This is a genomic window from Methylocystis sp. (assembly GCF_051061225.1).
Lineage (GTDB): Bacteria > Pseudomonadota > Alphaproteobacteria > Rhizobiales > Beijerinckiaceae > Methylocystis.
On record NZ_JBPFEB010000028.1, the window covers coordinates 55,539 to 77,712 of the forward strand.

General features: G+C 67.3%; 22 protein-coding genes. 14 read left to right on the forward strand and 8 right to left on the reverse strand.

The features are described 5' to 3' along the window. The first annotated feature begins 7 nt into the window (after nucleotides 1-7). From ACR652_RS05930 to ACR652_RS05945, 4 genes are all read left to right on the forward strand, one after another. On the forward strand, nucleotides 8-955 hold the full coding sequence (locus ACR652_RS05930) for an ABC transporter ATP-binding protein (RefSeq protein WP_434505599.1): 948 nt from the start codon (nucleotides 8-10) through the stop codon (nucleotides 953-955). Next, nucleotides 952-2,130 (forward strand): ABC transporter permease, encoded by a 1,179-nt coding sequence (locus tag ACR652_RS05935; RefSeq protein ID WP_434505600.1) that lies wholly within the window; start codon nucleotides 952-954, stop codon nucleotides 2,128-2,130. The genes ACR652_RS05930 and ACR652_RS05935 overlap by 4 nt, the downstream gene beginning before the upstream one ends. An 83-nt stretch (nucleotides 2,131-2,213) precedes the next feature. Further along, nucleotides 2,214-2,423, forward strand: a complete 210-nt coding sequence (locus ACR652_RS05940; protein ID WP_434505601.1) for a hypothetical protein — start codon at nucleotides 2,214-2,216, stop codon at nucleotides 2,421-2,423. 1 nt (nucleotide 2,424) lies between these two features. Beyond that, nucleotides 2,425-2,847 carry a hypothetical protein gene (locus ACR652_RS05945; RefSeq protein ID WP_434505602.1) on the forward strand — a complete coding sequence of 141 codons (423 nt, stop codon included), beginning with the start codon at nucleotides 2,425-2,427 and terminating at the stop codon, nucleotides 2,845-2,847. A gap of 33 nt (nucleotides 2,848-2,880) precedes the next feature. On the opposite strand, the gene ubiA is transcribed toward ACR652_RS05945, so the two are convergent. Both ubiA and ACR652_RS05955 read right to left on the reverse strand, forming a co-directional pair. Then, on the reverse strand, nucleotides 2,881-3,825 hold the full coding sequence (gene ubiA, locus ACR652_RS05950; protein ID WP_434505603.1) for a 4-hydroxybenzoate octaprenyltransferase: 945 nt from the start codon (nucleotides 3,823-3,825) through the stop codon (nucleotides 2,881-2,883). Continuing rightward, nucleotides 3,822-4,271 carry a hypothetical protein gene (locus ACR652_RS05955; protein ID WP_434505604.1) on the reverse strand — a complete coding sequence of 150 codons (450 nt, stop codon included), beginning with the start codon at nucleotides 4,269-4,271 and terminating at the stop codon, nucleotides 3,822-3,824. The genes ubiA and ACR652_RS05955 overlap by 4 nt, the downstream gene beginning before the upstream one ends. A gap of 152 nt (nucleotides 4,272-4,423) precedes the next feature. Here ACR652_RS05955 and ACR652_RS05960 point away from each other — a divergent pair, with 152 nt between their 5' ends. Together ACR652_RS05960 and ACR652_RS05965 are read left to right on the forward strand one after the other, a co-directional pair. Continuing rightward, nucleotides 4,424-5,176: a 16S rRNA (uracil(1498)-N(3))-methyltransferase gene (locus ACR652_RS05960; protein ID WP_434505605.1), complete on the forward strand. Its 753-nt coding sequence runs from the start codon at nucleotides 4,424-4,426 to the stop codon at nucleotides 5,174-5,176. A 236-nt stretch (nucleotides 5,177-5,412) separates the two neighbouring features. Next, the gene (locus ACR652_RS05965; RefSeq protein ID WP_434505606.1) at nucleotides 5,413-5,721 is read left to right on the forward strand and encodes a hypothetical protein; all 309 of its coding nucleotides are present in this window, start codon (nucleotides 5,413-5,415) and stop codon (nucleotides 5,719-5,721) included. A 159-nt stretch (nucleotides 5,722-5,880) separates the two neighbouring features. Here the strand turns inward: ACR652_RS05965 and ACR652_RS05970 are convergent, their stop codons facing one another. Together ACR652_RS05970 and ACR652_RS05975 are read right to left on the reverse strand one after the other, a co-directional pair. Then, entirely contained in the window at nucleotides 5,881-7,269 is a 1,389-nt protein-coding gene (locus ACR652_RS05970) for a glutamate--cysteine ligase (protein ID WP_434505607.1), read from the reverse strand. A 208-nt stretch (nucleotides 7,270-7,477) separates the two neighbouring features. Then, nucleotides 7,478-8,359 carry a DUF937 domain-containing protein gene (locus ACR652_RS05975; protein WP_434505608.1) on the reverse strand — a complete coding sequence of 294 codons (882 nt, stop codon included), beginning with the start codon at nucleotides 8,357-8,359 and terminating at the stop codon, nucleotides 7,478-7,480. A 323-nt stretch (nucleotides 8,360-8,682) separates the two neighbouring features. Here ACR652_RS05975 and ispH point away from each other — a divergent pair, with 323 nt between their 5' ends. The 3 genes from ispH to rnhA are packed head-to-tail and all read left to right on the forward strand — an operon-like array spanning nucleotide 8,683 to nucleotide 11,099. Next, nucleotides 8,683-9,651, forward strand: coding sequence for a 4-hydroxy-3-methylbut-2-enyl diphosphate reductase (gene ispH / locus ACR652_RS05980; RefSeq protein ID WP_434505609.1), 969 nt, complete (start codon nucleotides 8,683-8,685; stop codon nucleotides 9,649-9,651). Between the two features lie 27 nt (nucleotides 9,652-9,678). Next, nucleotides 9,679-10,644: a homoserine kinase gene (locus ACR652_RS05985; RefSeq protein WP_434505610.1), complete on the forward strand. Its 966-nt coding sequence runs from the start codon at nucleotides 9,679-9,681 to the stop codon at nucleotides 10,642-10,644. Next, on the forward strand, nucleotides 10,641-11,099 hold the full coding sequence (gene rnhA / locus ACR652_RS05990) for a ribonuclease HI (protein WP_434505611.1): 459 nt from the start codon (nucleotides 10,641-10,643) through the stop codon (nucleotides 11,097-11,099). The genes ACR652_RS05985 and rnhA overlap by 4 nt, the downstream gene beginning before the upstream one ends. A gap of 177 nt (nucleotides 11,100-11,276) precedes the next feature. On the opposite strand, the gene ACR652_RS05995 is transcribed toward rnhA, so the two are convergent. Continuing rightward, nucleotides 11,277-12,770 carry an outer membrane beta-barrel protein gene (locus ACR652_RS05995; protein WP_434505612.1) on the reverse strand — a complete coding sequence of 498 codons (1,494 nt, stop codon included), beginning with the start codon at nucleotides 12,768-12,770 and terminating at the stop codon, nucleotides 11,277-11,279. 344 nt (nucleotides 12,771-13,114) lie between these two features. Here ACR652_RS05995 and ACR652_RS06000 point away from each other — a divergent pair, with 344 nt between their 5' ends. The 3 genes from ACR652_RS06000 (at nucleotide 13,115) to lpxK (ending at nucleotide 17,113) form a co-directional block, all read left to right on the forward strand. Beyond that, entirely contained in the window at nucleotides 13,115-14,644 is a 1,530-nt protein-coding gene (locus ACR652_RS06000) for an FAD-dependent oxidoreductase (RefSeq protein ID WP_434505613.1), read from the forward strand. A gap of 204 nt (nucleotides 14,645-14,848) precedes the next feature. Next, a complete protein-coding gene (locus ACR652_RS06005; RefSeq protein ID WP_434505614.1) occupies nucleotides 14,849-16,126 on the forward strand; it encodes a 3-deoxy-D-manno-octulosonic acid transferase in 1,278 nt (425 codons plus the stop codon). After that, entirely contained in the window at nucleotides 16,127-17,113 is a 987-nt protein-coding gene (gene lpxK / locus ACR652_RS06010) for a tetraacyldisaccharide 4'-kinase (RefSeq protein ID WP_434505615.1), read from the forward strand. On the opposite strand, the gene ACR652_RS06015 is transcribed toward lpxK, so the two are convergent. Further along, entirely contained in the window at nucleotides 17,097-17,318 is a 222-nt protein-coding gene (locus tag ACR652_RS06015) for a DUF2093 domain-containing protein (RefSeq protein ID WP_434505754.1), read from the reverse strand. The two genes, lpxK and ACR652_RS06015, sit on opposite strands and share 17 nt — an antisense overlap. 278 nt (nucleotides 17,319-17,596) lie before the next feature. Between ACR652_RS06015 and ACR652_RS06020 the strand changes: the two genes are divergently transcribed. Continuing rightward, nucleotides 17,597-18,670, forward strand: a complete 1,074-nt coding sequence (locus ACR652_RS06020) for a DGQHR domain-containing protein (RefSeq protein ID WP_434505616.1) — start codon at nucleotides 17,597-17,599, stop codon at nucleotides 18,668-18,670. Here the strand turns inward: ACR652_RS06020 and ACR652_RS06025 are convergent. Next, a complete protein-coding gene (locus ACR652_RS06025; RefSeq protein WP_434505617.1) occupies nucleotides 18,648-20,585 on the reverse strand; it encodes a glycosyltransferase in 1,938 nt (645 codons plus the stop codon). The genes ACR652_RS06020 and ACR652_RS06025 overlap by 23 nt on opposite strands. A 124-nt stretch (nucleotides 20,586-20,709) precedes the next feature. Between ACR652_RS06025 and ACR652_RS06030 the strand changes: the two genes are divergently transcribed. Further along, nucleotides 20,710-21,549 (forward strand): transporter substrate-binding domain-containing protein, encoded by an 840-nt coding sequence (locus tag ACR652_RS06030; protein ID WP_434505618.1) that lies wholly within the window; start codon nucleotides 20,710-20,712, stop codon nucleotides 21,547-21,549. Here the strand turns inward: ACR652_RS06030 and ACR652_RS06035 are convergent. Further along, on the reverse strand, nucleotides 21,546-21,950 hold the full coding sequence (locus tag ACR652_RS06035; protein WP_434505619.1) for an Hpt domain-containing protein: 405 nt from the start codon (nucleotides 21,948-21,950) through the stop codon (nucleotides 21,546-21,548). The two genes, ACR652_RS06030 and ACR652_RS06035, sit on opposite strands and share 4 nt — an antisense overlap. Nucleotides 21,951-22,174: the final 224 nt, after the last annotated feature.

Sequence of the window (22,174 nt, forward strand, 5' to 3'; positions counted from 1 at the left end):
GCGCAGCATGTCGGTCGACGCATCGCCCGGTCCGGCGCCCGAGATCGCCATCGAGGTCAAGGATCTCACCAAGTCCTTCGGCGGCAAGATCGTGGTCGACCATTTGTCCCTGAGCGTCAGGCGCGGGCAGATTCTCGGCTTTCTCGGTCCCAACGGCAGCGGCAAGACGACGACGATCCGCATGCTCTGCGGCCTGCTGACGCCCGATTCCGGCGAGGGTCGCTGTCTGGGCTACGACATCCGCACCCAGCAGGAGGAGATCAAGCGCCACGTCGGCTATATGACGCAGGGCTTCTCGCTCTACCGCGATCTCACCATCCGCGAGAATCTCGAATTCGTGGCCCGCATCTACGGGCTCGAGTCGCCGCGCGCGGCGGCGCAGGCGGCGCTGGAGCGGCTCGGGCTGGCGGCGCGCGCCGGCCAGCTCGCGGGCGAACTCTCCGGCGGCTGGAAACAGCGGCTCGCGCTCGGCGCCTGCGTCCTGCCCAATCCCGCGCTGCTGCTGCTGGATGAGCCGACCGCCGGCGTCGATCCGAAAGCCCGTCGCGACTTCTGGGACGAGATTCACCATCTGGCGACGCAGGGCCTGACCGTGCTCGTCTCGACCCATTACATGGACGAGGCCGAGCGCTGTCACGAGATCGCCTATATCCTCGACGGCAAGCTGCTCGTTTCCGGCGCGATCCAGGACATCATCCGCAACGCGGGCCTGTCCACCTGGGTCGTCACCGGCGAGGGGCTCGACGCTCTGGCTGGCGAGCTCAAACATGCGCCGGGCGTGGATATGGTGGCGCGCTTCGGCGCCGCCCTGCATGTCGCCGGGCGCGACGCCGGGGCGATGGCGCGCGTCGTCGAGCGCTACGCCGATCCGGCGCATCGCTGGGCGCAGGACCGGGCGACGCTCGAAGACGTCTTCATCGAGCTGATGACCCGCAACAATCGAGGGGCCGCATGAGCGACGCGGCGAGGCCTGCCGAACAACCAGCGCGCCGTCGCGGTTTCGCACAGGCGTGGCGGCGCATCGTCGCCATGTTCGTGAAGGAGTTCATCCAGCTTCGGCGCGATCGCCCGACCTTCGCGATGATCGTCGGCATTCCGCTGATGCAGCTTCTGCTGTTCGGCTACGCCATCAACACGGACCCGAAACATCTGCCGACCGCGATCCTGTCGTACGACGACAGCGCCATCGCCCGCGCGATGATCGGCGCGCTGCGCGCGACCGATTACTTCGACATCCGTTATGTCGCACATGGGGAAGCGGACGCCAACCGTCTGATCAAGTCCAACAAGGCGCAGTTCGTCATTCAAATTCCGCCGGATTTCACGCGCCGCCTGGTGCGCGGCGAGCGTCCCGCGGTACTGCTGATCGCCGACGCCACCGATCCGACGGCGGCCTCGGTCGCCATATCCGGCGCTCTCGGCGCCGCGGCGCAGGCGCTGGACCGCGAGCTGACCGGGCCGCTGGCGTTTCTGGCGCAAAATCCGGCACCCTTCGATCTGCAGGTGCAGCGCCGCTACAATCCGGCGGGCGAGGCGCGGCGCAACATCGTGCCGGGGCTGATCGGCACCATCCTCACCATGACGATGCTGATCTACACCGCGCTCTCCGTCACGCGCGAAATCGAGCGCGGCACGATGGAGGCGCTGCTCGCCATGCCGGTGACGCCGACCGAGATCATGCTCGGCAAGATCACCCCCTATGTGCTCGTGGGCGGCGTGCAGATGGCGACCATCCTGATCGTCGCGAGCCTGCTGTTCCGCGTGCCGATCGTCGGTTCGCTGGGCGTGCTCGTGCCGCTGACGCTGCTGTTCATCCTCGCCAATCTGTCGCTCGGCTATACGCTCTCGACCATCGCCGCGAATCAGCTCCAGGCGATCCAGATGACCTTCTTCATCTTCCTGCCGAGCATGTTGCTGTCGGGCTTTCTCTTCCCCTTTTACGGAATGCCGGTGTGGGCGCAATATATCGGCGAGGCGCTCCCGCTCACGCATTATCTGCGCATCGTGCGCTCGGTCATGCTGAAAGGCTCGGGTTTTTCCGATCTGGCGACGGACGCCGGCGCATTGGCGGTTTTCACGCTGGCCGCCATGTCCGTGGCGGTGATGCGGTTCCGGCAGACGCTGGACTAGAGTCGCCGCTTTACAGGGACGCGGCGCTCCGGCCGATTGACGCGCCGCGTCGGCGGCCTAACATTGTGGCCAAGGAGGCGCTCATGTCACAGCCCGAGACAGACCCGATCACGCGCTTCAACGTGCTTCTCAAGATAGTGGCCGTTCTGGCGCTGGCGCTCGTCAGCTATAATCTCTGGTCTTTCTTCACCAGCAGCCGGTATCAGGCGCTCTGCGGCGCCTCCTACTGGGATCTCAACCGCGCCCAGCTTGATTCCTGCCTGGATCAGAAGCGGAATCTGGAAGGCAAGTGAGATGAGGACAGCCTTTGCCGTTCTGGCCCTCGCCGCCGCGTCCGCGCCCGCGATCGCGGCGGAAATCCACCTCGACTGCGCGCGGTCGAATCAGACGGCGATGGTCGACGTCGACACCGGGCGGCAGTTTTTGCAGATCATGTGGAGCGAGGGCGTCGCCGAGGAATACCAGCAGGGCGATTCCTACATTTCCGGGCCGGACAAACACGGCCGCAAGGAAAGGGTCGTCTATGTGATGAGCGTCGACAAGAGCCTCATCACATTCGGCACGGACCGGCTCTGCATGGACGGCGGCGCGGACACATGCGCCGAGCGCCATGTGCGCAACACGCTCGACGTCGGACGCGGCGAGATGAAATATGACAATGGCGATGAAATCGCCGTGCTCGCCTGCCATCCGGCGCCGCCGGGACGGAGATTCTGACAGCCGTCAGTGCGAATCGCCCGAAAACGGGCGTCAGATCAGGTAAGCGACGCTCTGCATGAAGAACCCTGCGGAGAGCAGCAATCCCGCGTCCCGATTGGAGCGGAAAAGCATCAGCGCCACTGGCACGGGAGTCTCCTCGCGCGTCAGCGAGACCTGCCAGGCGAGATGCGCCGCATAGGCGGCGACGCCGAGCCAGGCGAACAGGCCGCCGCCGATGAGATGAACCGCCAGCGCCGCGAAGGCCGCCGAGGCGGCGTAGAGCATCCCCACCGCCCGCTTGACCTGCGCCCCGAAGAGCCGCGCCGTCGAGCGCACGCCCGCGATGGCGTCGTCGCGCACGTCCTGCAAGGCGTAGATCGTGTCGTAGCCAATGGTCCACAGGATGCACGACGCATATAGCGACAATGCGGGAAGCCCCAGCGATCCCGTCTGCGCCGTCCAGCCGAGCAGGGCGCCATAGGCGAAGGCGAATCCCAATATGGCCTGCGGCCAGGAGGTAAAGCGCTTGGCGAAGGGATAGACCAGCACGATCAGCGGCGACAGCAGCCCGACCGCGATCGTGTAGCCGTTGAAGGACAGGAGCACCGCGAGCCCCACGAGGCATTGCGCGACGATGAACCAGATCGCGGCGCGCGGGCTGACGCGGCCGGATGCGAGCGGCCGCCCGCGCGTGCGCGCGACCTTCGAGTCGATCTCGCGATCCACATAATCATTATAGGTGGAGCCGGCGCCACGCATCACGACGGCGCCGATGAAGAACAGCGCCAGATGCCAGAGGTTCGGCGCCCTGTGCAGCGCAGCGGCGGCAAGCGCGCTCGATTCCCAGCAGGGCAGCAACAGCAGCCACCAGCCCACCGGGCGGTCGAGCCGCGCGAGCTGCACATAGGGGCGGACCCACGCCGGCGCGTGGCGCCAGATCGGATGGTCGGTTTCGGCGTCCGGAAGGGCGGCGTCGTCGTCGCTGATGAGGCTCACAGAGGTCCGGCCGGCAGTTTCGGCGGCGCGCCCATGCCGCCGCTCGCGGCCTGTTCGCGCTGCTGCTCCATCATCTGTTTCATCTTCGCGGCGGCGGTGCAGGCCTGGTTGGCGAATCCCTTGGTCTTGGCGCCCGCCTGCTTGAAGCCGTCGAGAACCTGATCGGGAATGTTGCACCATTCCTTGTTCTTGGTCATGTAGGCCGCCATCTCGCTCTCGATGCCGACGAGCTTCTTGGCGGCGCCGCAGGCGGCGGTGGGGTCCATCTTGCCCTTGCCGGCCTTGCCGAGACCGTTGAGCACCTGAATCTGCGCCATCCGGCGGTCGGTCAGCTTCTGAAAGTCCTCCTGACAGGACTGCGCTTGCGCTGCGCCCGCGGCGGCGAGAAGCGCCAGCAGCGAGAGGCCCGCAACCGAGCGCAAGACGAAGAGACCGCTGTTCTTCATAATCGGGATCCGCTCCACGAAGGTGTATTTTCTGTTAACAGCAGGCTTGCCGCTCACGCAAGTTTTGGCCAACCTGTCCGCGAACAAAACGGCTGCTTCAAGGCGGTCCGACCGGCGGGTTGGACCCGTCTCCCTCCTGTCAGGACAAGATCTTGTCGCATTACGACTTTTCCGCGCAGCGCCTGTTCGTGGACGACGCGCTCGCGCCGGGCGTCGACATTGCCCCGCCGCCCGAGGCGCTCAATTATCTTCTCAATGTGCTGCGTTTGCGCGGCGGCGACGCCATCCTTCTCTTCAATGGCCGCGACGGCGAGTTTCTCGCGCATGTCGCCGAGACCACGCGCCGTTCGGCGAAATTGCGCGTCGACCGGCAAACGCGCCCGCAGACCGCGCCGGCGGATCTCGATTATTGTTTCGCGCCGCTGAAACAGGCGAGGCTCGATTACATGGCGCAGAAGGCGACCGAGATGGGAGCGGGCCGTCTCGTGCCCGTGATCACCCGCCGCACGCAGGTGCGCCGCGTCAATTCGGCGCGGCTGCGGGCCAATGCGATCGAAGCGGCCGAGCAATGCGGCGTGCTCGTCGTGCCCGAAGCGCCGGAAGCCATGGAGCTCGACGACTTCATCGCCGCCTTTCCGGCGGACCGTCTGCTCGTGTTCTGTGATGAGGACGCGCCGATCGCCAATCCGGTGGAGGCGCTCAAGGGCCGGACCGGAAAGGGCGTTTCCGTTCTTGTCGGGCCCGAGGGCGGGTTCGACGACGCCGAGCGCGCGGCGATTGGGCGCCTCTCCAATGTCGCCCGCATTTCGCTGGGACCGCGTGTCCTGCGCGCCGACACCGCCTCTGTCGCGGCGCTTGCAATCGTGCAGGCCACAATCGGAGATTGGTGTGGTAATCATTTGTAAACGGTATTTAATCAAACCTTTCGCGTATACGAAAAATCAATCCGACTGTGGTTTCTAATCCACAGGGGACGGACAAATCCCCCGTCCGGGACACGATCCTGCCACGATGTCAGGCTTAAGTGTCACGATCGCAGTTGAGGAGTCGGGCGCGTTGACCCCGGGTCTGTCTGCACAGGGATTGGGCAAGGATCGCAGCGCTTCGGGTTGCGCGGCGATCGGAAAAAAGGCTGACTGCCATGATGTGCGCTGATTTTCGCCCCAACGCGCCGCTCGCCATAGCCGGAGCCTTTGCGCTCGCCGCGTCTTTCTCCTCGCTTCCGGCGAAGGCCGAAGCGTCAAACCATTGCGCGCGCTATGGCGCGGATTATGTGGCCGTCGCCGGCTCCAATGGCTGCGTCAAGATCGGCGGCCATGTCCGTGTCGACATGGCGCGCCAGCCAGCGGCGGCGGCGATGGGCTACGCCGCTCTGTCGGATGGCGTGCAACGCGCGTCCAGCCTCCAGCCCATGGCGCCGTTCGGCCTGAACGATCTGTTCCCGCGCTGATTGTCACGAAATCATCGAGGAGTCGCCACGCCTCACCGGCGTGAGCCAATCCCTCCCCTGGACGGGGAGGGCGCCGCGCAAGGCGCGACACATCAAGTCCCTCTTTCTCATTGCGGCGCGGGCGCCACCGACGGTCTTCGATCGACGCCGGGGCGCTGATCAGAGCGGGATCACGCAATCCCGGAACGCGCCGTCCACCGAACCTCCCCAGGGACCATTGAAGGCGTCGAGCCTCTGCTGCGCCAGCGTGCGGCCGTCCGACACGATCTGTTCCAGCGGCGCCAGATAGACGGTCTCGTCCTGTCCCTTGGCGTTGAGCTGCGCGCGCCGCTTCAGTCCGGCGGCGGCGAGGTCGAGCACGTCGCGCGCGATCTCCCGCAGGCTGCGGCCCCCGATTCGCGCGTCGAGCGCGAGCGTCGGCACATCCTCCCGCAAAGTCTGACGGGCCGCATCATCCCAGTCTTTGGTCAACTGCCGGGCCTGATCGAGCGCCGCGCCGTCGTAGAACAGGCCGGCGAACAGAGCGGGCAGGGCCGTCATATGCGCTCGTGGGCCGCCATCGGCGCCGCGCATTTCGAGGTAGGTCTTGAGCCGCACCTCGGGGAAGATGGTTGAGAGATGATTCGCCCAGTCCGACATGGTGGCGCGTTCGCCCGGAAGCTGGCGCAGGCGGCCGTCGAGCAGGTCGCGGAAACTGGCGCCCGCGACATCATGATACACGTCGCCGCGTTTGACGAAATACATCGGCACGTCGAGCGCGTAATCGACATAGCGCTCGAACCCGAAACCATCCTCGAAGGCGAAGGGCAGCATGCCCGTCCGGGCCGGGTCGGTGTCGAGCCAGATGTAGGAGCGTTGCGAGAGCCGTCCTGTGGGCTTGCCGTCGAGGAAGGGCGAATTGGCGAAAAGCGCCGTCACCAGCGGCTGGAGCGCAAGGCCGACCCGCACCTTCTCGACCATGTCCGCCTCGCTGACGAAGTCGAGATTGGCCTGAATGGTGGCGGTGCGGAACATCATGTCGAGACCGCGCGAGCCGACCTTCGGCATATAGGCGGCCATGATCCGGTAGCGCTGCTTGGGCATGACCGGCGTCTCGGCGCGCGACCATTTCGGGCTCGCGCCGAGGTCCAGAAAGGCGACGCCGAGCGACCGGGCGACGCCCGCCAGGGCGCCGAGATGCGAATCGAGTTCGGCCGCCGTCGCGTGAATATCGGGAAGCGGCGCGCCGGACAGTTCGAACTGGCCGCCCGGCTCGATCGAAATCGCGCCGCCGCCGTTGGTCTCGGCGAGGCCGATCAGCGCGTCGCGGTCCATGATGGGCTCCCAGCCCATGGCCGCGCGCATTCCCTCAAGAAGATCGCCGACGCCGCAGCGGCCGTCGACGCAGCCATAGGGAACCGGCCGCAGCGTGTCCGCGTAGAAGGGGATTTTCTCGTGCTCGGTGCCGATCCGCAGCGGCGCGCCGGAGGTCTTGCAGCCTGCGGCGAGCCATTCGACGAGCGCTTCGCGGGACTCGATGGGCGTCGTGTCGGTTACGTCGCGGGCCATGATCTGACTGAATTTTCCATTGAGACAGGCGCCTGTCGGCGCCGACACGGGCGCAAAGCCGGCGGGGCGCCGGATGGATGCCGGAAAAGCCGTTCAGATGCAAGAGCCAAGCCGTTCCAGCCGAGCCGTTCCGCGCTCGCGCGCGAGAGGCCGCGCTCGCAAGCCCGGCGCCCTTTCCCGGCGCTTGCGGGAGAAGGCGCGTCAGGCGTCAGCGTTTGCCGAGGATCTGCCCCAGAATGCTTTCCAGATCGGCCGCGCCGCCGCCGCTCTGCCCGCCCGCGCCGCCGCCGCGTCCGACCTGAAGCGTCTTCTTGATCTCCTCGATCGCCTGCTGGATCGAGGCGTCGTCGAGGCCGGAGGACAGGCCCCCCGACTCGATCGGCCCCGCGCCGGAATCGAGCACGTCGCCGCCCCGGCCGCCGCCGGGACCACGGGGCGGAACGCCGCCGGGACCGTTGGGCGGAACCGGGGCCGGCGCTCGGCGCCCGCCGAGCAGGGAGCCGAGGATCGAGCCCAGAAGGCCGCCCAGCAGGCCGCCGCCGGCATTGCCTCGCGGCGGGGGCGTGGGAGCGGGCGCCGGGCTGGGGGCGCCGCCGCCGAGAATCTGCTCCAGAAGCCCCCCGAGCGCGCCCGAGCTTGCGAGCTGGCCGAGAAGGCCGCCAAGACCCTTGTCATTGATGGATTTGGTCAGCCCGCTGAGCAGGATCGAGGCGAGGATCGGCAGGAGCTGACCGAGAATGTCCGCCCGTACGCCCGAGGCGCGCGCGGCGGCCTGAAGCACCTGGCCGGTCTCGGCCGGAGACCCGAAAAGATCGGAGACGAGGTCGCGGCCCAGCGTGACGGCCTCCTCGCTTTCGGCCGCCGAGGGGTCATCGAAGAAGGAATAGCCGGAGGCGCCGGCGAGCGCGCCGACAGCCTTCTCGAAGACCTGCGGCTCTTCCGCCGCCCGGTTGAGCCCCATGGCGAGGGCAGGGGTCAGCGCCTGAATGGCGCTCTCGATCTGCTCTTCGGACAGGCCGAAGCGCTGGGCGAGGTTGGGGACGAGCTGTCCGCCCTGGGCGGAGGCCAGAATGCTCTCGACATCGGTCATTGATTCCTCCCGTCGCTGGGGGAGTTCGGTCTCCCGCCTCTTGCCAAACCCGCGCCGTCGCCAACGGATTTGCCTCATGCTAGCCCAGACCCGACCCAGCCGATAGCGCCGATTCCGCCGCCGCCTGCCCAGGCCCCCGCCGGCGCGCCTGCTCAAGCCCTTGCCCGCGCCCGCAGGCGCGCGGTCGCCTGCCCGCTTGACAGAGTCCGGCCGGCGCGACATTGCTTCCCGACAATCGACGCCAGATTGGCGTTTGTCCGGATGGACGATCCGCTGATTGAGCCGCGGCGCGGCCGCGCGCAACCTTTGCCGAAGGCGCCATAATGAATGCTCAGCCCCGCGGCATGAAGCCGCCGCTCAAGATTCTCCTGTGTTCGCCGCGCGGTTTTTGCGCCGGGGTGGTTCGCGCCATCGACGCCGTCGAGCGCGCGCTCGCGAAATTCGGCCCGCCCGTCTATGTGCGCCACGAGATCGTGCACAATCGCTACGTCGTGGAATCCCTGAAGTCTAAGGGCGCGATCTTCGTCGAGGAGCTCGATGAAATCCCCGCGACAAACGCGCCGGTCATCTTCTCCGCGCATGGCGTCGCCAAAGCGGTCTCGGCCGAGGCGCAGTCCCGCAATCTGATGGCGATCGACGCCACCTGTCCGCTGGTCACCAAGGTGCATCGCGAGGCGGAGATTCACTGGAAACGCGGCCGCCGCGTGCTGCTCGTCGGCCATTCCGGCCATCCGGAGGTCGTCGGCACGATGGGACAGTTGCCGGACGGCGCCGTGGTGCTGGTCGAATCCGTGGACGACATCGCGGGGCTGAGCTTCGCGGACGAGAGCAATCTCGCCTATGTCACGCAGACGACGCTGTCGCTGGACGACTCGCAGGAGATCGTCAACGCCCTTCAGCGCCGTTTCCCGTCGATCGTCGGCCCGCACAAGGAAGACATCTGCTACGCCACCACGAATCGTCAGGCGGCGGTGAAGGAAGTGGCGCCCAATGTCGACGCGGTGATCGTCGTGGGCTCGCCCAACTCCTCGAATTCGCAGCGTTTGCGCGAGGTCGCGGAACGCGCCGGCGCGCCCGCGCAGCTCGTGCAGGGTCGCGGCGAGATCGACTGGGAGATCTTCGGCAATATCCGCTCGCTCGGCATCACGGCCGGCGCCTCGGCGCCGGAGGTGCTGGTCGAGGAGATCATGGACGCCTTCGCCGAGCGCTACGAGGTCACGGTGGAAACCGTGTCGACCGCCGATGAAAGCGTGTCCTTCCCGCTGCCCAAGGAGCTGCGGGCGATGGCCTGACGGGCGTTGCTCTCTGGAAAGACGCCCATGGCCGTTTACACCCAGGTCGACGACGCGGAGCTGATCGCGTTTCTCGCGACCTATGACCTCGGCGACCTCCTCTCGTGCAAGGGCATCGCGGAGGGGGTCGAAAACTCGAACTATTTCCTGCACACCAGCGCGGGCAACTTCATTCTCACGCTCTATGAGAAGCGCGTGGCGGAAGCCGATTTGCCGTTCTTTCTGGGGCTGATGGAGCATCTCGCCGCGCAGGGCGTCACCTGTCCGCAGCCGGTCCGCGATCGTGAGGGGCGCGCGCTCGGCCGGCTCGCGGGCCGCCCGGCGGTGATCGTCACCTTCCTCGAAGGCTACTCGGTCCACCATCCCGAGCCCGCGCATTGCGCCGCGCTCGGCGAAGCGCTGGCGCGGCTTCATCTCGCCGGCGCGGGCTTCCCGCTGCATCGCGCCAATGCGCTCTCCGTCGACGCGTGGCGCCCGCTGTTTGCGCCCGCCGCCGACCGCGCCGGAGACGTCGCCGACGGCTTGCGCGAGATTGTCGAGGCGCAACTCGACGAGCTCGAAGCCCATTGGCCGCGTGATCTGCCGGGCGGCGTCATTCACGCCGATCTGTTCCCCGACAATGTGTTCTTTCTCGGCGACCGGATCTCGGGGCTCATCGACTTCTATTTCGCCTGCGTCGACGCCTTCGCCTATGATCTGGCGATCTGCCTCAACGCCTGGTGCTTCGACGAGCGGCATGTCTATGCGCCGGAACGAGGCGTGGCGCTGCTCGACGCCTATCGCCGCCTGCGGCCGCTGTCGCGCGCGGAGATCGACGCCTTTCCGCTGCTCGCGCGCGGCGCCGCGACGCGCTTTCTGCTCACGCGCTATGTCGACTGGCTGAATGTGCCCAAGGGCGCGCTGGTGCGGCCGAAGGACCCGCGCGAATATCTCGCCAAGCTGCGGTTTCATCGCACGGTCGATGACCTCGCCGGCTACGGCCTCTCGCCATGACCCGGCGCGTCGCGATCTGGACCGACGGCGCCTGTTCCGGCAATCCCGGCCCCGGCGGCTGGGGCGCCATCCTGCGCTTCGGCGAGAAAGAAAAGGAAATTGCCGGCGGCGAGCCGATGACCACGAACAACCGCATGGAGCTGATGGCCGCGATCATGGCGCTGGAGGCGCTGACGCGGCCCTGCGCCGTCGATCTCTATACAGATTCGCAATATATGCGCGGCGGCGTCACCTCTTGGATCAAGGGCTGGAAGGCGCGCGGCTGGACCACGGCGGACCGCAAGCCGGTGAAGAACGTCGAGCTCTGGCAGCGGCTCGAAGCCGCCGAGGAACGGCATGACGTGGCCTGGCACTGGGTGCGCGGCCATTCCGGCCATGAGATGAACGAGCGGGCGGACGCGCTGGCGCGCGCCGGCATGGCGCCTTTTCTGCCACACCGCCGCGCTCGCGGCTGAGCGCCCCTTGCAGGCCCGCGTTGCGCGCCTATCTCATGAGCAGACCCAGGACTCTCTTCTCTAGCCTCACGGGGCGCGGCGTGCCGCGCCCCTTTTTCGTATGGGTAAGCCAGCCAAATGAAAAAGCCGGCGACGTGGCGTCGCCGGCTTTCGTTTCGAGTTGCGTCTCGCGCCGTATCAGAGCAGCGAGAAGGGAATGATCACGTCCATGTTGAACATGCCCTGCGAACGGCTCTGGCCGTTGCCATTGTAGTTGAGGCCGCGGAAGAAGGGCGTCGTGCCATTGACCGCCGTGTCCCAACGGACTTCCGGACGCAGGATCAGGCCCGTGATGATCGGCAGCTTCGGCAGTTCCGGCGTGATCGTCATGCCAGCCGTGAGCGCCAGATAGCTGGTGCCGACATTGGCGGGACGGGCGATGCAGGACGGGCAGTAGAAGCCGTGCAGAAAGTTGATCGCGTCGAAGTAGCCCGGGAAGGCCGAGACAAAGAAGTTGTTGGCGTCGCGATAATATTCCACGCGGCCGTTGATCTTGAAGATGTCGTTGACCTTGTAGGAGGCATATTGCGCGATGGCGTATGACTCCGCGCCCTTGGGGTGCTGGGGCAGATAGGACAGGACCGTCGTCGGCCAGCCGCCCGGCGTCACGAAGTTCGGGAAGAACTGGTCGTAGAGGCCGTAGGAGTTCTGCGGAACATTGCCCAGAGCCGAGGCCGGGTTCCATCCGCGCTCGCGGTTGAACGCCATGTCGGTGATGAGGGTCAGGTTCTCCGTCACCTTCCAGGTTGTTGTCAGATTGGCGTAGGTGCGGGCGGTCGAGTTCGGATTACACACGCAGAAGAACGGCGTGTTCGGCCAGGAGGCGACAGGGAAGCCGAATCCCGGGTCGTAGGGGCCGCCGATCTGCTTGGGGTTCTCGGGGCCGTGGTGGACGATGCCGAGGATCGTCAGATTGCCGTCGAGGAGGTTGAGGCCGAAACCGCCATGGAAGGACGGCGAGCCGTTGTTGTCGCCCGGCCAGCCGATGAAGGTGTTCACGCCCGTGGTGACGCCCGCGTAGACGTCGAGCCACTCGCGGACGTGGGTCGTCGTCATCACGCCGGTGTGGAGGAAGGGCCCGAAGTTGAAGATGTAGGAGTGGCTGTAGAAGAGGTTGTCCTTCGCGTACATGACTTCGGCGCCATTGTACGTCGGGAAGATACCGGCTTTGACGTCGATGCCGCCCTGCGAGAGGAAGGTCTTCCAGGGCAGATGCGCCTGAACGTTGGCCTCGAGCGGGCCGACCTGGGTGCGGTTCTTGATCCAGTATTCGGTCGTGCCCGTCAGATGGTTGTAGCGCATGTCCTCGCCGAGCTGGACTTGCGCCTTGAAGCCGAAGTCATAGGTGTCGGACTTCGGGTCGAGGGGACGCTGCACGGTCAGAACCGCGCCATTGAAGGTCGGCGTGTTGGCGCGGTCGGTGTAGAGATGGCCCCAGTTGATGCCGTTCCAGGGCTGGTTGAAATTCATCGCCACGCCGCCCTCGACATAACCGTCGATGGTCAGCGTATCGAGCCAGGCTGGCGGCGGCGGAGGCGCGGCGGGCGCCTTCTTGTTCGCCAGGTCGGCTGCGCCGGCCATGGTCGCGGCGATCGACGCCGCAGTTATGACGGGGAGGGAATACCACTTCATTGCCAGGAACTCCGGTCTGGGGAGGCGGGAACTGCGTCAATTTCAACGCCATGGACCTTCGGCTTCAAGCTCAAGTCTCTCGCAATTGCCCAGATATTGAGCAAATACGGGTGTGGCGCGGTAATGTCTTTGTTGCTGTTGCGTCAATGTCACAACGTCGTCGCCGCAAAACTCATCGGCATTTCAGTTCGCTATCCTGAACCGGGCAAAACAGGTCTGCTCCTTGTGTCTGTTTTCGTACAAACTGATTCGCGCGATCGCTTCCGGCTGCTTGCCGTCCGTGCGGAAGCGCCCAGTTTATTAGCCAGCGGCCGCGTTCATGACGGCCGGCGAGAGGGGGACACATGTCGCAGAGCGATGAAACAGTCGGGCAGGACTTCGCGCTCGGGATCGAGGCCGGGACGGTGGTGGAGGGGCGTCCCCTTCGGGGTCACGTCGGCGGCAAGGACGCCATCATGGTGCGCAAGGGCGACGAGGTGTTCGTCGTCGGCGCCTTTTGCACCCACTATCATGGGCCTTTGGAGGAGGGGCTCGTCGTCGGCGAAACCATTCGCTGCCCCTGGCATCACGCCTGTTTCAGCCTGCGCAGCGGCGAGGCCCTGCGTGCGCCGGCCTTCGACGCGCTCGCGCATTGGCGCGTCGAGCAGTCGGACGGAAAGATCTTCGCGCGCGAGCGCATCCGGACGCAGGCTCCGAAATCCGCGCCGACCCGCGCGCCGCGCGCCGTCGTCATCGTCGGCGCCGGCGCGGCCGGTTTCGCGGCGGCCCATGAGTTGCGCGCCCAAGGCTATGACGGCGCCATCGACCTGATCGGAGCCGATCCGGCGCAGCCCTATGACAGGCCCAATCTTTCAAAGGATTATCTCGCTGGAACCGCGCAGCCGGAATGGCTGCCGTTGCGCGATCCGGACTGGTACCGCGAGCAGCGGATCAATGTGCGGACCGGGCGCCGGGTGGACCGGCTCGACGTCTCCGCCCGTCTCGTGACGCTCGACGGCGGCGAGTCGGTGGGCTTCGACGCGCTGCTGCTGGCGACGGGCGCCGATCCGATTCGCCTTCCCATTCCCGGCGCGGACCGGCCGAATGTGTTTTACCTGCGCAGCCTCGCCGACGCCGACCGTCTGGTCGCCGCCTGCGCGGGGGCAAAGCGCGCCGCGATCATTGGCGCGAGCTTCATCGGGCTGGAAGTTGCGGCGTCGTTGCGGGCGCGCGGGCTCGACGTTCACGTCGTGGCGCCGGAAGCCGTTCCCATGGCGCGCATTCTCGGGCCGGACCTTGGCGCGCACATTCGCCGGCTGCACGAGAGCCATGGCGTCGTCTTCCACCTCGAGAACTCCGCGACCGAGATCGGGGACGGCGGGCTGACGCTGAAGGACGGCGGGTCGCTGGCCGCGGACATTGTGGCGATCGGCGTGGGCGTGCGGCCCAATCTCGCGCTCGCCCAGGCGGCGGGCCTCGCCGTCGACCGGGGCGTGCTGGTCGACGCCTTTCTCGAAACGTCCGTCGCCGGCGTCTATGCCGCGGGCGACATTGCGCGCTGGCCCGACAAGATCACGGGAGAGGCGATCCGCGTCGAGCATTGGGTCGTCGCGGAGCGTCAGGGCCAGACGGCGGCGCGCAACATGCTGGGGCGCGGCGAGCGTTTCGACGCGGCGCCCTTCTTCTGGAGCCAGCATTACGATCAGGCGATCTCCTATGTCGGCCATGCGCCGTCATGGGACCATGCCGCGCTTGCCGGCGATCCGGCGGCGGGCGACTGCGAAGTCGTCCTGTCGGCGGGCAGCCGCAAGCTCGCCGTGGCGACGCTCGGCCGTGACCTCGACAGCCTGCGCGCGGAGGTCGCTTTCGAGAAAGCGATGGCGGCGCTTTCCTGATAAGACGAGCCCCCGCTCTCTCCGAGCGGGGGCTTTGCGCCCGGCCTGGAACATGATCGCACAGCCAGGCGGGCGCTTCCTAAATTCGCCAGCTTTGAGAACAATAAGACGGACCCTGTCGCCCGGATCGGCGCACCCCCAAAAGTGCGCCCCGTGCGGTCTGGCCTTGGCGCAAGGCGCAACCGGTTCAACAGAACGGGGATCATGCCGCTCTTAAAGCTTTATCGACTGGCGACTGTCGCGCTCACGCCCCTCGCTGGCCCCCTGCTCAACTGGCGCGTCACGCAGGGCAGGGAGGATCCGGCCCGAATCGACGAACGTCTCGGCTTCGCCTCGCGCGAGCGGCCGCCCGGCCGGCTGGTCTGGATGCATGGCGCCAGTCTCGGCGAGACGCTCTCCTTGCTGCCGCTCGTCGAACGATTCATTCAGCGAGGCGCCGAGGTTCTGGTGACCAGCGGCACGGTGACCTCCGCGCGGCTGCTGTGCGCGCGGCTGCCGGCGGGCGCCTTTCACCAATATATCCCACTGGACGCGCCGCAATTCGTCGACCGCTTTCTCGATTACTGGCGGCCGGACATCGCCATTTTCGCGGAATCGGAACTGTGGCCGAACACGGTCGCGGCGCTCTCCGCGCGCGGCGTTGCGCTGGTGCTCGCCAATGCGCGCATTTCGCGCGAGTCCGCCGAGCGCTGGAGCCGCCTGCCGGGCGCCGCCCGCAAGATCTTCCGCGCGGTCGACCTCTGTCTCGCGCAGGACCCCGAAAATGCGGCGCGGTTCATTGCGCTGGGCGCGCCCTGCGTGCGCGTCGGCGGCAATCTGAAATATGATGTGCCGCCGCCCCCCGCCGATCCGGCGCGGCTCGCGGAATTCAACGGCGCCATCGGCGCGCGGCCCGTTTGGGCCGCCGTTTCCACGCATGAGGGCGAGGAGGCGCTCGTCCTCGACGCTCACATGGACGTTGCGAAGACGATCCCGGAGCTTCTCACGGTCATCGTTCCGCGCCATCGCGAACGCGGCGCCGAGATCGCCGCGCTGGCGCAGGCGCGCGGCCTGCCGGTCGCGCTGCGCAGCCGCGACGGCGAGCCGTCGGCCGGCGTCGCGATTTATGTCGCGGACACGGTGGGAGAACTGGGGCTGATCTTCAGGAGCGTCGGCGTCGTGTTCATGGGCAAATCGCTTGCCGCCGGCGGCGGGCAGAACCCCATCGAGCCGGCGAAACTGGGTTGCGCCGTGTTGCACGGGCCGTATGTCGACAACTTCAGCGAGGTCTATGCGGCGCTCGCGGCCGCAAAGGCCGCCGCGCGGGTCACGGACGCGAGCGCGCTGGCGCGGGCGGCGCAATATCTTCTCTCCGATCCCAAGCGTATGCGGCGCATGGGCCGCGCCGGCGCGGAGGCGGTCGAGAAGCTCGGCGGCGCGTCACGCGGCATCATCGACGCGGTCGAGCCCTATATTGCGCAGGTCGCGATAGAGGGCCGCTGAATGAGGCGCGCGCCCGCCTTCTGGCGCGCCAATGGCCCGGCTGCGCGTGTCCTCGCGCCGCTTGGCGGAATTTACGGCGCCGTCGCGGCGCGGCGATTGCGGCGCGAGGCGCCGCGCGCGGCCCTGCCGACAATCGTGGTCGGCGGGCTGACGGCCGGCGGCGACGGAAAGACGCCGTTCGTCATCGCCCTCGCCGGACTTCTGGCGCAATTCGGCGAACGCCCGGCGCTGCTGACGCGGGGCTACGGCGGTCGGCGCCGAACGGGCTCCTTCGTTGTCGAACCCAATGAGACGGCCGAAACCGCTGGCGACGAGGCGCTCCTGCTCGCGCGCCACGCCTTGACCATCGCCGGCGCTGACCGCGTCGTCAGCGCGGACACCGCTCTCGGCATGAGCGCGACGGCGGTCATCCTCGACGACGGTTTCCACAGCCGCCGTCTGGCGGCTGACCTCGCCTTCCTTGTCATCGACTCGGAATACGCCGCCGGCAACGGCCATTGCCTCCCGGCCGGGCCGCTGCGCGCGCCTCTGCTGGCGCAGTTCGACGCGGCCGACGCCGTCGTCGTCATTGGCGACGGCGCCGGCGGAGCGGTGCTCGCGTCTCGCGCCGAAAAGCCCGTCTTCCGGGCGGAGGTCGTCGCGCGGCCGAGCGCCACGCTCGCTGGCGCGCGGGTCGTGGCCTTTGCGGGGATCGGACGGCCCGAAAAATTCTTTCGCACGGCGGCCGACGCCGGGGCGCAGATCGTCGCGCGCCGGGTCTTTCCGGACCATCATCGCTTCAGCGCGACGGATATGGCGGAACTGGCCGCCGTCGCTCGCCGCCATGCGGCGAGGCTGCTGACGACCGAAAAGGACGCCGTCCGTCTCCCCGCGGGCTCCCCGGCCGTGGAGACGCTGCCGGTTCGTCTCATCGTCGCGGAACAAGACGCGCTGGCGGCGACGCTTGCTCAGGCGCTCGAAAAGGCGCGGCTCAGTCGGGCTTGCTGAGCCCGAGCTTCTTCAGCTTGGCGTCGGGGCCGGCGTAGGGCTCCTGCAAATCGACGTTCCAGTAGCGCAGATCCTCGAGCGGAATGGGCTCGCCGGTGACGGCGCAGCGCACATAGGCGCCGGGCTTGCGCACGCGATATTCGCCGTCGAGATATTCGAGCTCGGCCTCGCCTGCCGGTTGAGGGGTGCGTTCGTAGCGGTTCATGCGAAATCTTCTGTTGAAGCGCCGCGAGAGCGGCTGTCCCGTCACCCGCCGCAACGACTTGATGATCGACCACATGGGCGACGCGCCTCCAGCCCGCCGGGCCGTTTGATCTCCTATCTACATCCGCGGGCGCGCCAAAGGAAAGAGAAAACCGCGGCCGGCGCCCGTCGCCTTGTCCCGTTAACGTTTCGCGCCTAGCCTGCCTGCGAGTGCCGATTTTGATTCGTCGAGTCAGCTTTCGTGAGCGCTGTCAAGCTCGCGCTGATGGGATCAGAGACATGGATCGGGACACGATTGGCGATCTCGCCGACTCCACCCCCCTCGCGGACGACGACCGGGACGCGCCCGACAGCGGCTCCGGCGCCCCGAAAGCCAAGGCGGTCAGCGCCAGGGCGTTCGTCGTCGCCCAGGGCAAGCATCGCTTTTATTCGCTCGTCCTGCCGAGCGAGTTGCTGGCGGAGACCTGCATGGTCGAGCCGCGCGTCGAAAACCCCATCGACGGATTCCAGCGTCTTCTGGATGAGCGCCGGGCGAAATCCATCGCCCGCTATATCGACTCCGGCTTTGGCACCGTGCCGGGAGCGGTGGTGCTGTCGGCCCAGTCGCGCGCGCATCTGCATTTCGACAAGGAGACGGGGACCCTCAGCTTCCGCCAGGACAAGAAGGCGTTCCTCATCATCGACGGGCAGCACCGCGTCTATGGCTTCCGGCTCGCGAAAGCCTCGGTCAGCGTGCCCGTGGTGATCTACAACCGGCTCACGCGCGCGCAGGAATGCCGCCTGTTCATGGATATCAACACGAAACAGCGGCCGGTGCCCAACGAGCTTCTGCTCGACATTCGCAGACTTTCCGAGGTCGAGACCGAGACCGAGGCGCTGCTGCACAATGTGTTCGACCTGTTCCAGACGCGCAAGGACAGCGCGCTCGCCGGCCTGTTGAGCCCGGCGGAACGCAAGAAGGGCATGATCTCGCGCGTCACCTTCAACGCCGCGCTGCGCTCCATCAAGGGCGCCTTCGCCGGCGCGCCGGCGGAGGAGGTCTACGCCGTGCTGAACGCCTATCTGCGCGCCTGCCGCCACGGTCTGGGCCTTCACGCCATCGACGAGAACATCTCCAATCCGGCGTTGTTCAAGGCGCTCATGCTGCTCTTCACCAATGTGGCCGAGCGCGTCGCCGACCGCCACGGCGGCAAATACACCGTCGCCAATTTCGAGGATGTGCTGATCCCCTTCTTCCGCCGGATGAAGAAGAGCGATCTGCCGCGCGCCGGCATGACCCACACCGCGCTGCACGAGCATTACAGCAAGGCGTTAAGCGCCGGCTTCCTCCTCAAACAATGGCTCTTCGCCTGAGGAGTCGGGGTCGCCGCGCGGTCAGTCCATGCTCGGTCTTCTCCCAGTGGAAGGGCCGCCGCCAGAGTTCGAACAAGGCGCGCCAGCTCGCGAAGCTGAGCATCAGCAGCCACAGCGGCAGATAGGCGAGCGCGCGGCGCTGGCGTGACAGGCCGCGCCGGCGCGCGCCGATCAGCAGCGGCGCGACGAGCGCCACGGTGCCGGAGGCGGCGACAAGGCACCAGAGCGCGGAACAGGCCATGCCGAAGACGCCCGCGCGGGCAAGCGCGCCGGTCGCCGCGTCGTAGAGAAAGCGCGCGCCCAGCAGGGGCCCGAACATCGGCCCGAGCAGGCCGCCCGCGAACATGGCGAGCACCGCCAGCGCCCCTCGCGGGCCGAAGTCGGCGACGAAGCGGGCAGGGTGACGGCAGTGAACGATCGCCGTCTGCATCCAGCCCTTCAGCCAGCGCGTGCGCTGCTTCAGCAGGGCGGAGAAATCGGCGGGCGCCTCCTCGAACGTGTGCGAGTCGAAGGTGCGGACGGCGTAGCCCGCCCGCGCCAGCCGCAGGCCGAGATCGGCGTCCTCGGTGACGTTGAAGGCGTCCCAGAAGCCGACCTCCCGCAGCGCCCCGATCCGGAAATGGTTGGAGGTGCCGCCAAGAAACAGCGGCAGGCCGAGCGCTCCCAGACCCTTGTTGTAGACATCGAAAAGCGCGGCGTAGTCGAGCGCGAAGAGGCTCGTCATCCAGTTGAGTCCGCCATTGTCGATGGCGAGGCTGGCCTGAAGACAGGCGACCTCGGGCGGCGAGCGGTCGAAGATCGCCGCCGCGCGCCGAAGCTGCCCGCCGTCGGGAATGTCCTCGGCGTCGAAGACCGCGACGAGGTCGCCGCGCGCAAAGGGCATGGCGATGTTGAGCGCGCGCGGCTTGGTGCGGGGGGCGCCCTCGGGGGCCACGATGATCTCATGGGGCGTGCGCGGGGCGTGCGCGCGCAGGGCGGCGGCCGTCGCCTCATCGTCGCATTCGACCACGAATTTCACGTCGAGCTTGGCGCGCGGATAGTCGAGGCGGTCGATGGCGCGCGCCAGTTGCCGCGCGACCGCCGCCTCCCTGTAGAGCGCCACCACCACCGTGTAGACCGGTAGCCGCGCATTCTCGATCCAGCTTGCCGGCTCCTCGACCTTGAGACCCGCGGCGCAAGCGTAAAGACGCAGGCCAATGCTGGCCAGAGACGCGCCCGCGAGGAAAAAGGCCGCCAGCAGCCGCGCTTCTTCCCACGGCGCGAAAAGTCCGGCGACGGCGCCGAAAAGTCCCGCCGTCGCCACGGCCAGCGACAGTGGACAAAGCGAAGCGCGCACGCACAGGTCGGGATCGACGCGCTCGGCGGACAGGCTCGCGGCCCGTGCGGCGTCCGTCGGCCGGGCGCGGCGCAGGGCCTCGTTCAGCCGCCCAGGCGTGGTCAAACCGAAGAGCGGCCGCCCTCTTGCGGCTCGAACCGCGCTCATCAGGCGGAAGATCCCGGCGCCAGTGGGGGCGAAGAGCCAGCGCAGGCCCTCGGCGTTCTCGCCCAACGGGACATAGCCGCGCGCGGCGGCGGCGAAGGCGCCCGGGGCGAGATCGAAGCCGTCGTCCAGGAAGGCGACGCCCAGATGATCCGCGAGCGCCTGATAGAAGACGTCCTCCGCCACGATCTTCTCGGCCAGCAGCACGGCGTCGGCCGACACGCCATCGGCGCGGGCGCGCGCCATGGCGTAATTCAGCGCCTCGGGCGGGACGCCATAATGGGCCAGAAAGGCGATTTCCACGGCGGGCTGGCGCGGCGCGGTCGCCGCCGGGCGCGCGCTGCGTCTCGCGGCGTCGGCCAGCGGATCGAGGGCGCGGCGGCGCGGCGCGCGCCTCCTCTCGCGGGCGAGGGAGGGGATCGGCAGGGTAAACATCAGCCGACGCCACGCTCATGAGCAACTTTCACAAAAAACGCTTGAGCGTGACTATTGCCGCATGGCGAGCCGGCCGCAAGCGATTTAGAATGGCCATGCACACCGATCTTCGCATGGAGCGCCCTTGCCCCGCTTTCGCCTGAGCGTCCTCGCCGCCTGCCTGTTGCCGGCGTTCGCGGCTTGCGGCCCGTCGCGGGCCGAGGTGACGATCCCCTCGTTCTTCGATCCGCATCGCGCCTTGCAGAAGCCCGACCTCTCGCGCCTGAAGCAGATCCGTTTCCTGACGGAGGACGACTTCCCGCCGTTCAATTTCCTGCTGTCGGACGGGCAGTTGGCCGGCTTCAACATCGACCTTGCCCGCGCCCTCTGCGCCGAACTGGAAATCCCCTGCACCATCCAGCGGCGGAGCTGGGAGCTTCTGCTGCCCGCCCTCGACGACACCAGCGGCGACGCCGTCATCGCCGCGCTGGCGATCAATGACGACACCCGCAAGCGGGCGGATTTCACGGCTCCCTATTTCTTGACGCCCGGCCGCTTCGTCATGTTCCGCGACACCCCGCTCTCCGCCGCCACGCCCGAGGCGATCGGCGACCGCAAGGTGGCGGTCGTCGGCGGATCGCGCCACGAAGCCTTTCTCAAGACCTTCTATCCAGAGGCCGAACGCGTCGTCTTCGAAACCACGGCGCAGGCGCGCAACGCGCTCAGAACCGGCAAGGTCACGGCCCATTTCGGCGACGCCATCGGCCTCTCCTTCTGGCTGAACGGGGCCGAGGCGGGCGGCTGCTGCGCGTTCAAGGACGGTCCCTTCACCGATCCGCGCTACTTTGGCGAGGGGGTGGGGATCGCCGTCCGCAAAGGCAATGAGCCGCTGCGGCGCGCGCTCGATTACGCGCTGGCCAAGCTCGACCGGCGCGGCGCGCTCGGCGAGCTCTATCTCAAATATTTCCCGGTCGGGCCGTTTTAGAGAAGTCCGGCGATCTCCGCCCGCGCCGCTCCGATCTCCGCCACCAGCGCGTCGCAGAGCCGGGCCTGGGCGCCGTCTCCCTGGCGCAGCGCCGTCTCATAGGCTTCCGCCGCCGCGCCCACGGCGCAGGCGCCGACCGAGCGGGCCGAGCCTTTCAACATATGGGCCAGCTCCATGCGCGCGATTTTGTCGTCATTGAGGCGAGATTCGGTGAGTCGCGCCGCAAACTGCGCCGCCTGACGCTCAAAAAGCGTGAGCAGCTCGATCTCTAGCGCATGATCGCCAAACGTCTGGCGAGACAGATGGACGAGGTCCAGGACCGGCGCCGCAGGCGCTGTCCCCAGCGTTTCGTCGATCCTCTGGATTTCACGGGACATATCAACAGCCGCAGGGTTTGCCATGCCTCACTCCGCTTGGCCCCCCGCTCGAGTTTCAGAAAAAAGCCGAGCTCATAACAACATGTAATGGTCCGGCCGATGCAGGCGAGGGGGCGTTTGCGCCCAGCCTCGCGCCGACGTCTGAAGCCTGCGTTAACGAAGTTTCCGAATACGCGCGCCGCTCGTGTTTCAATTGAAGGTGAGGGGCTGTAATATTTGGTTAATCCTTTCCGCGCCCACCCCAGGCG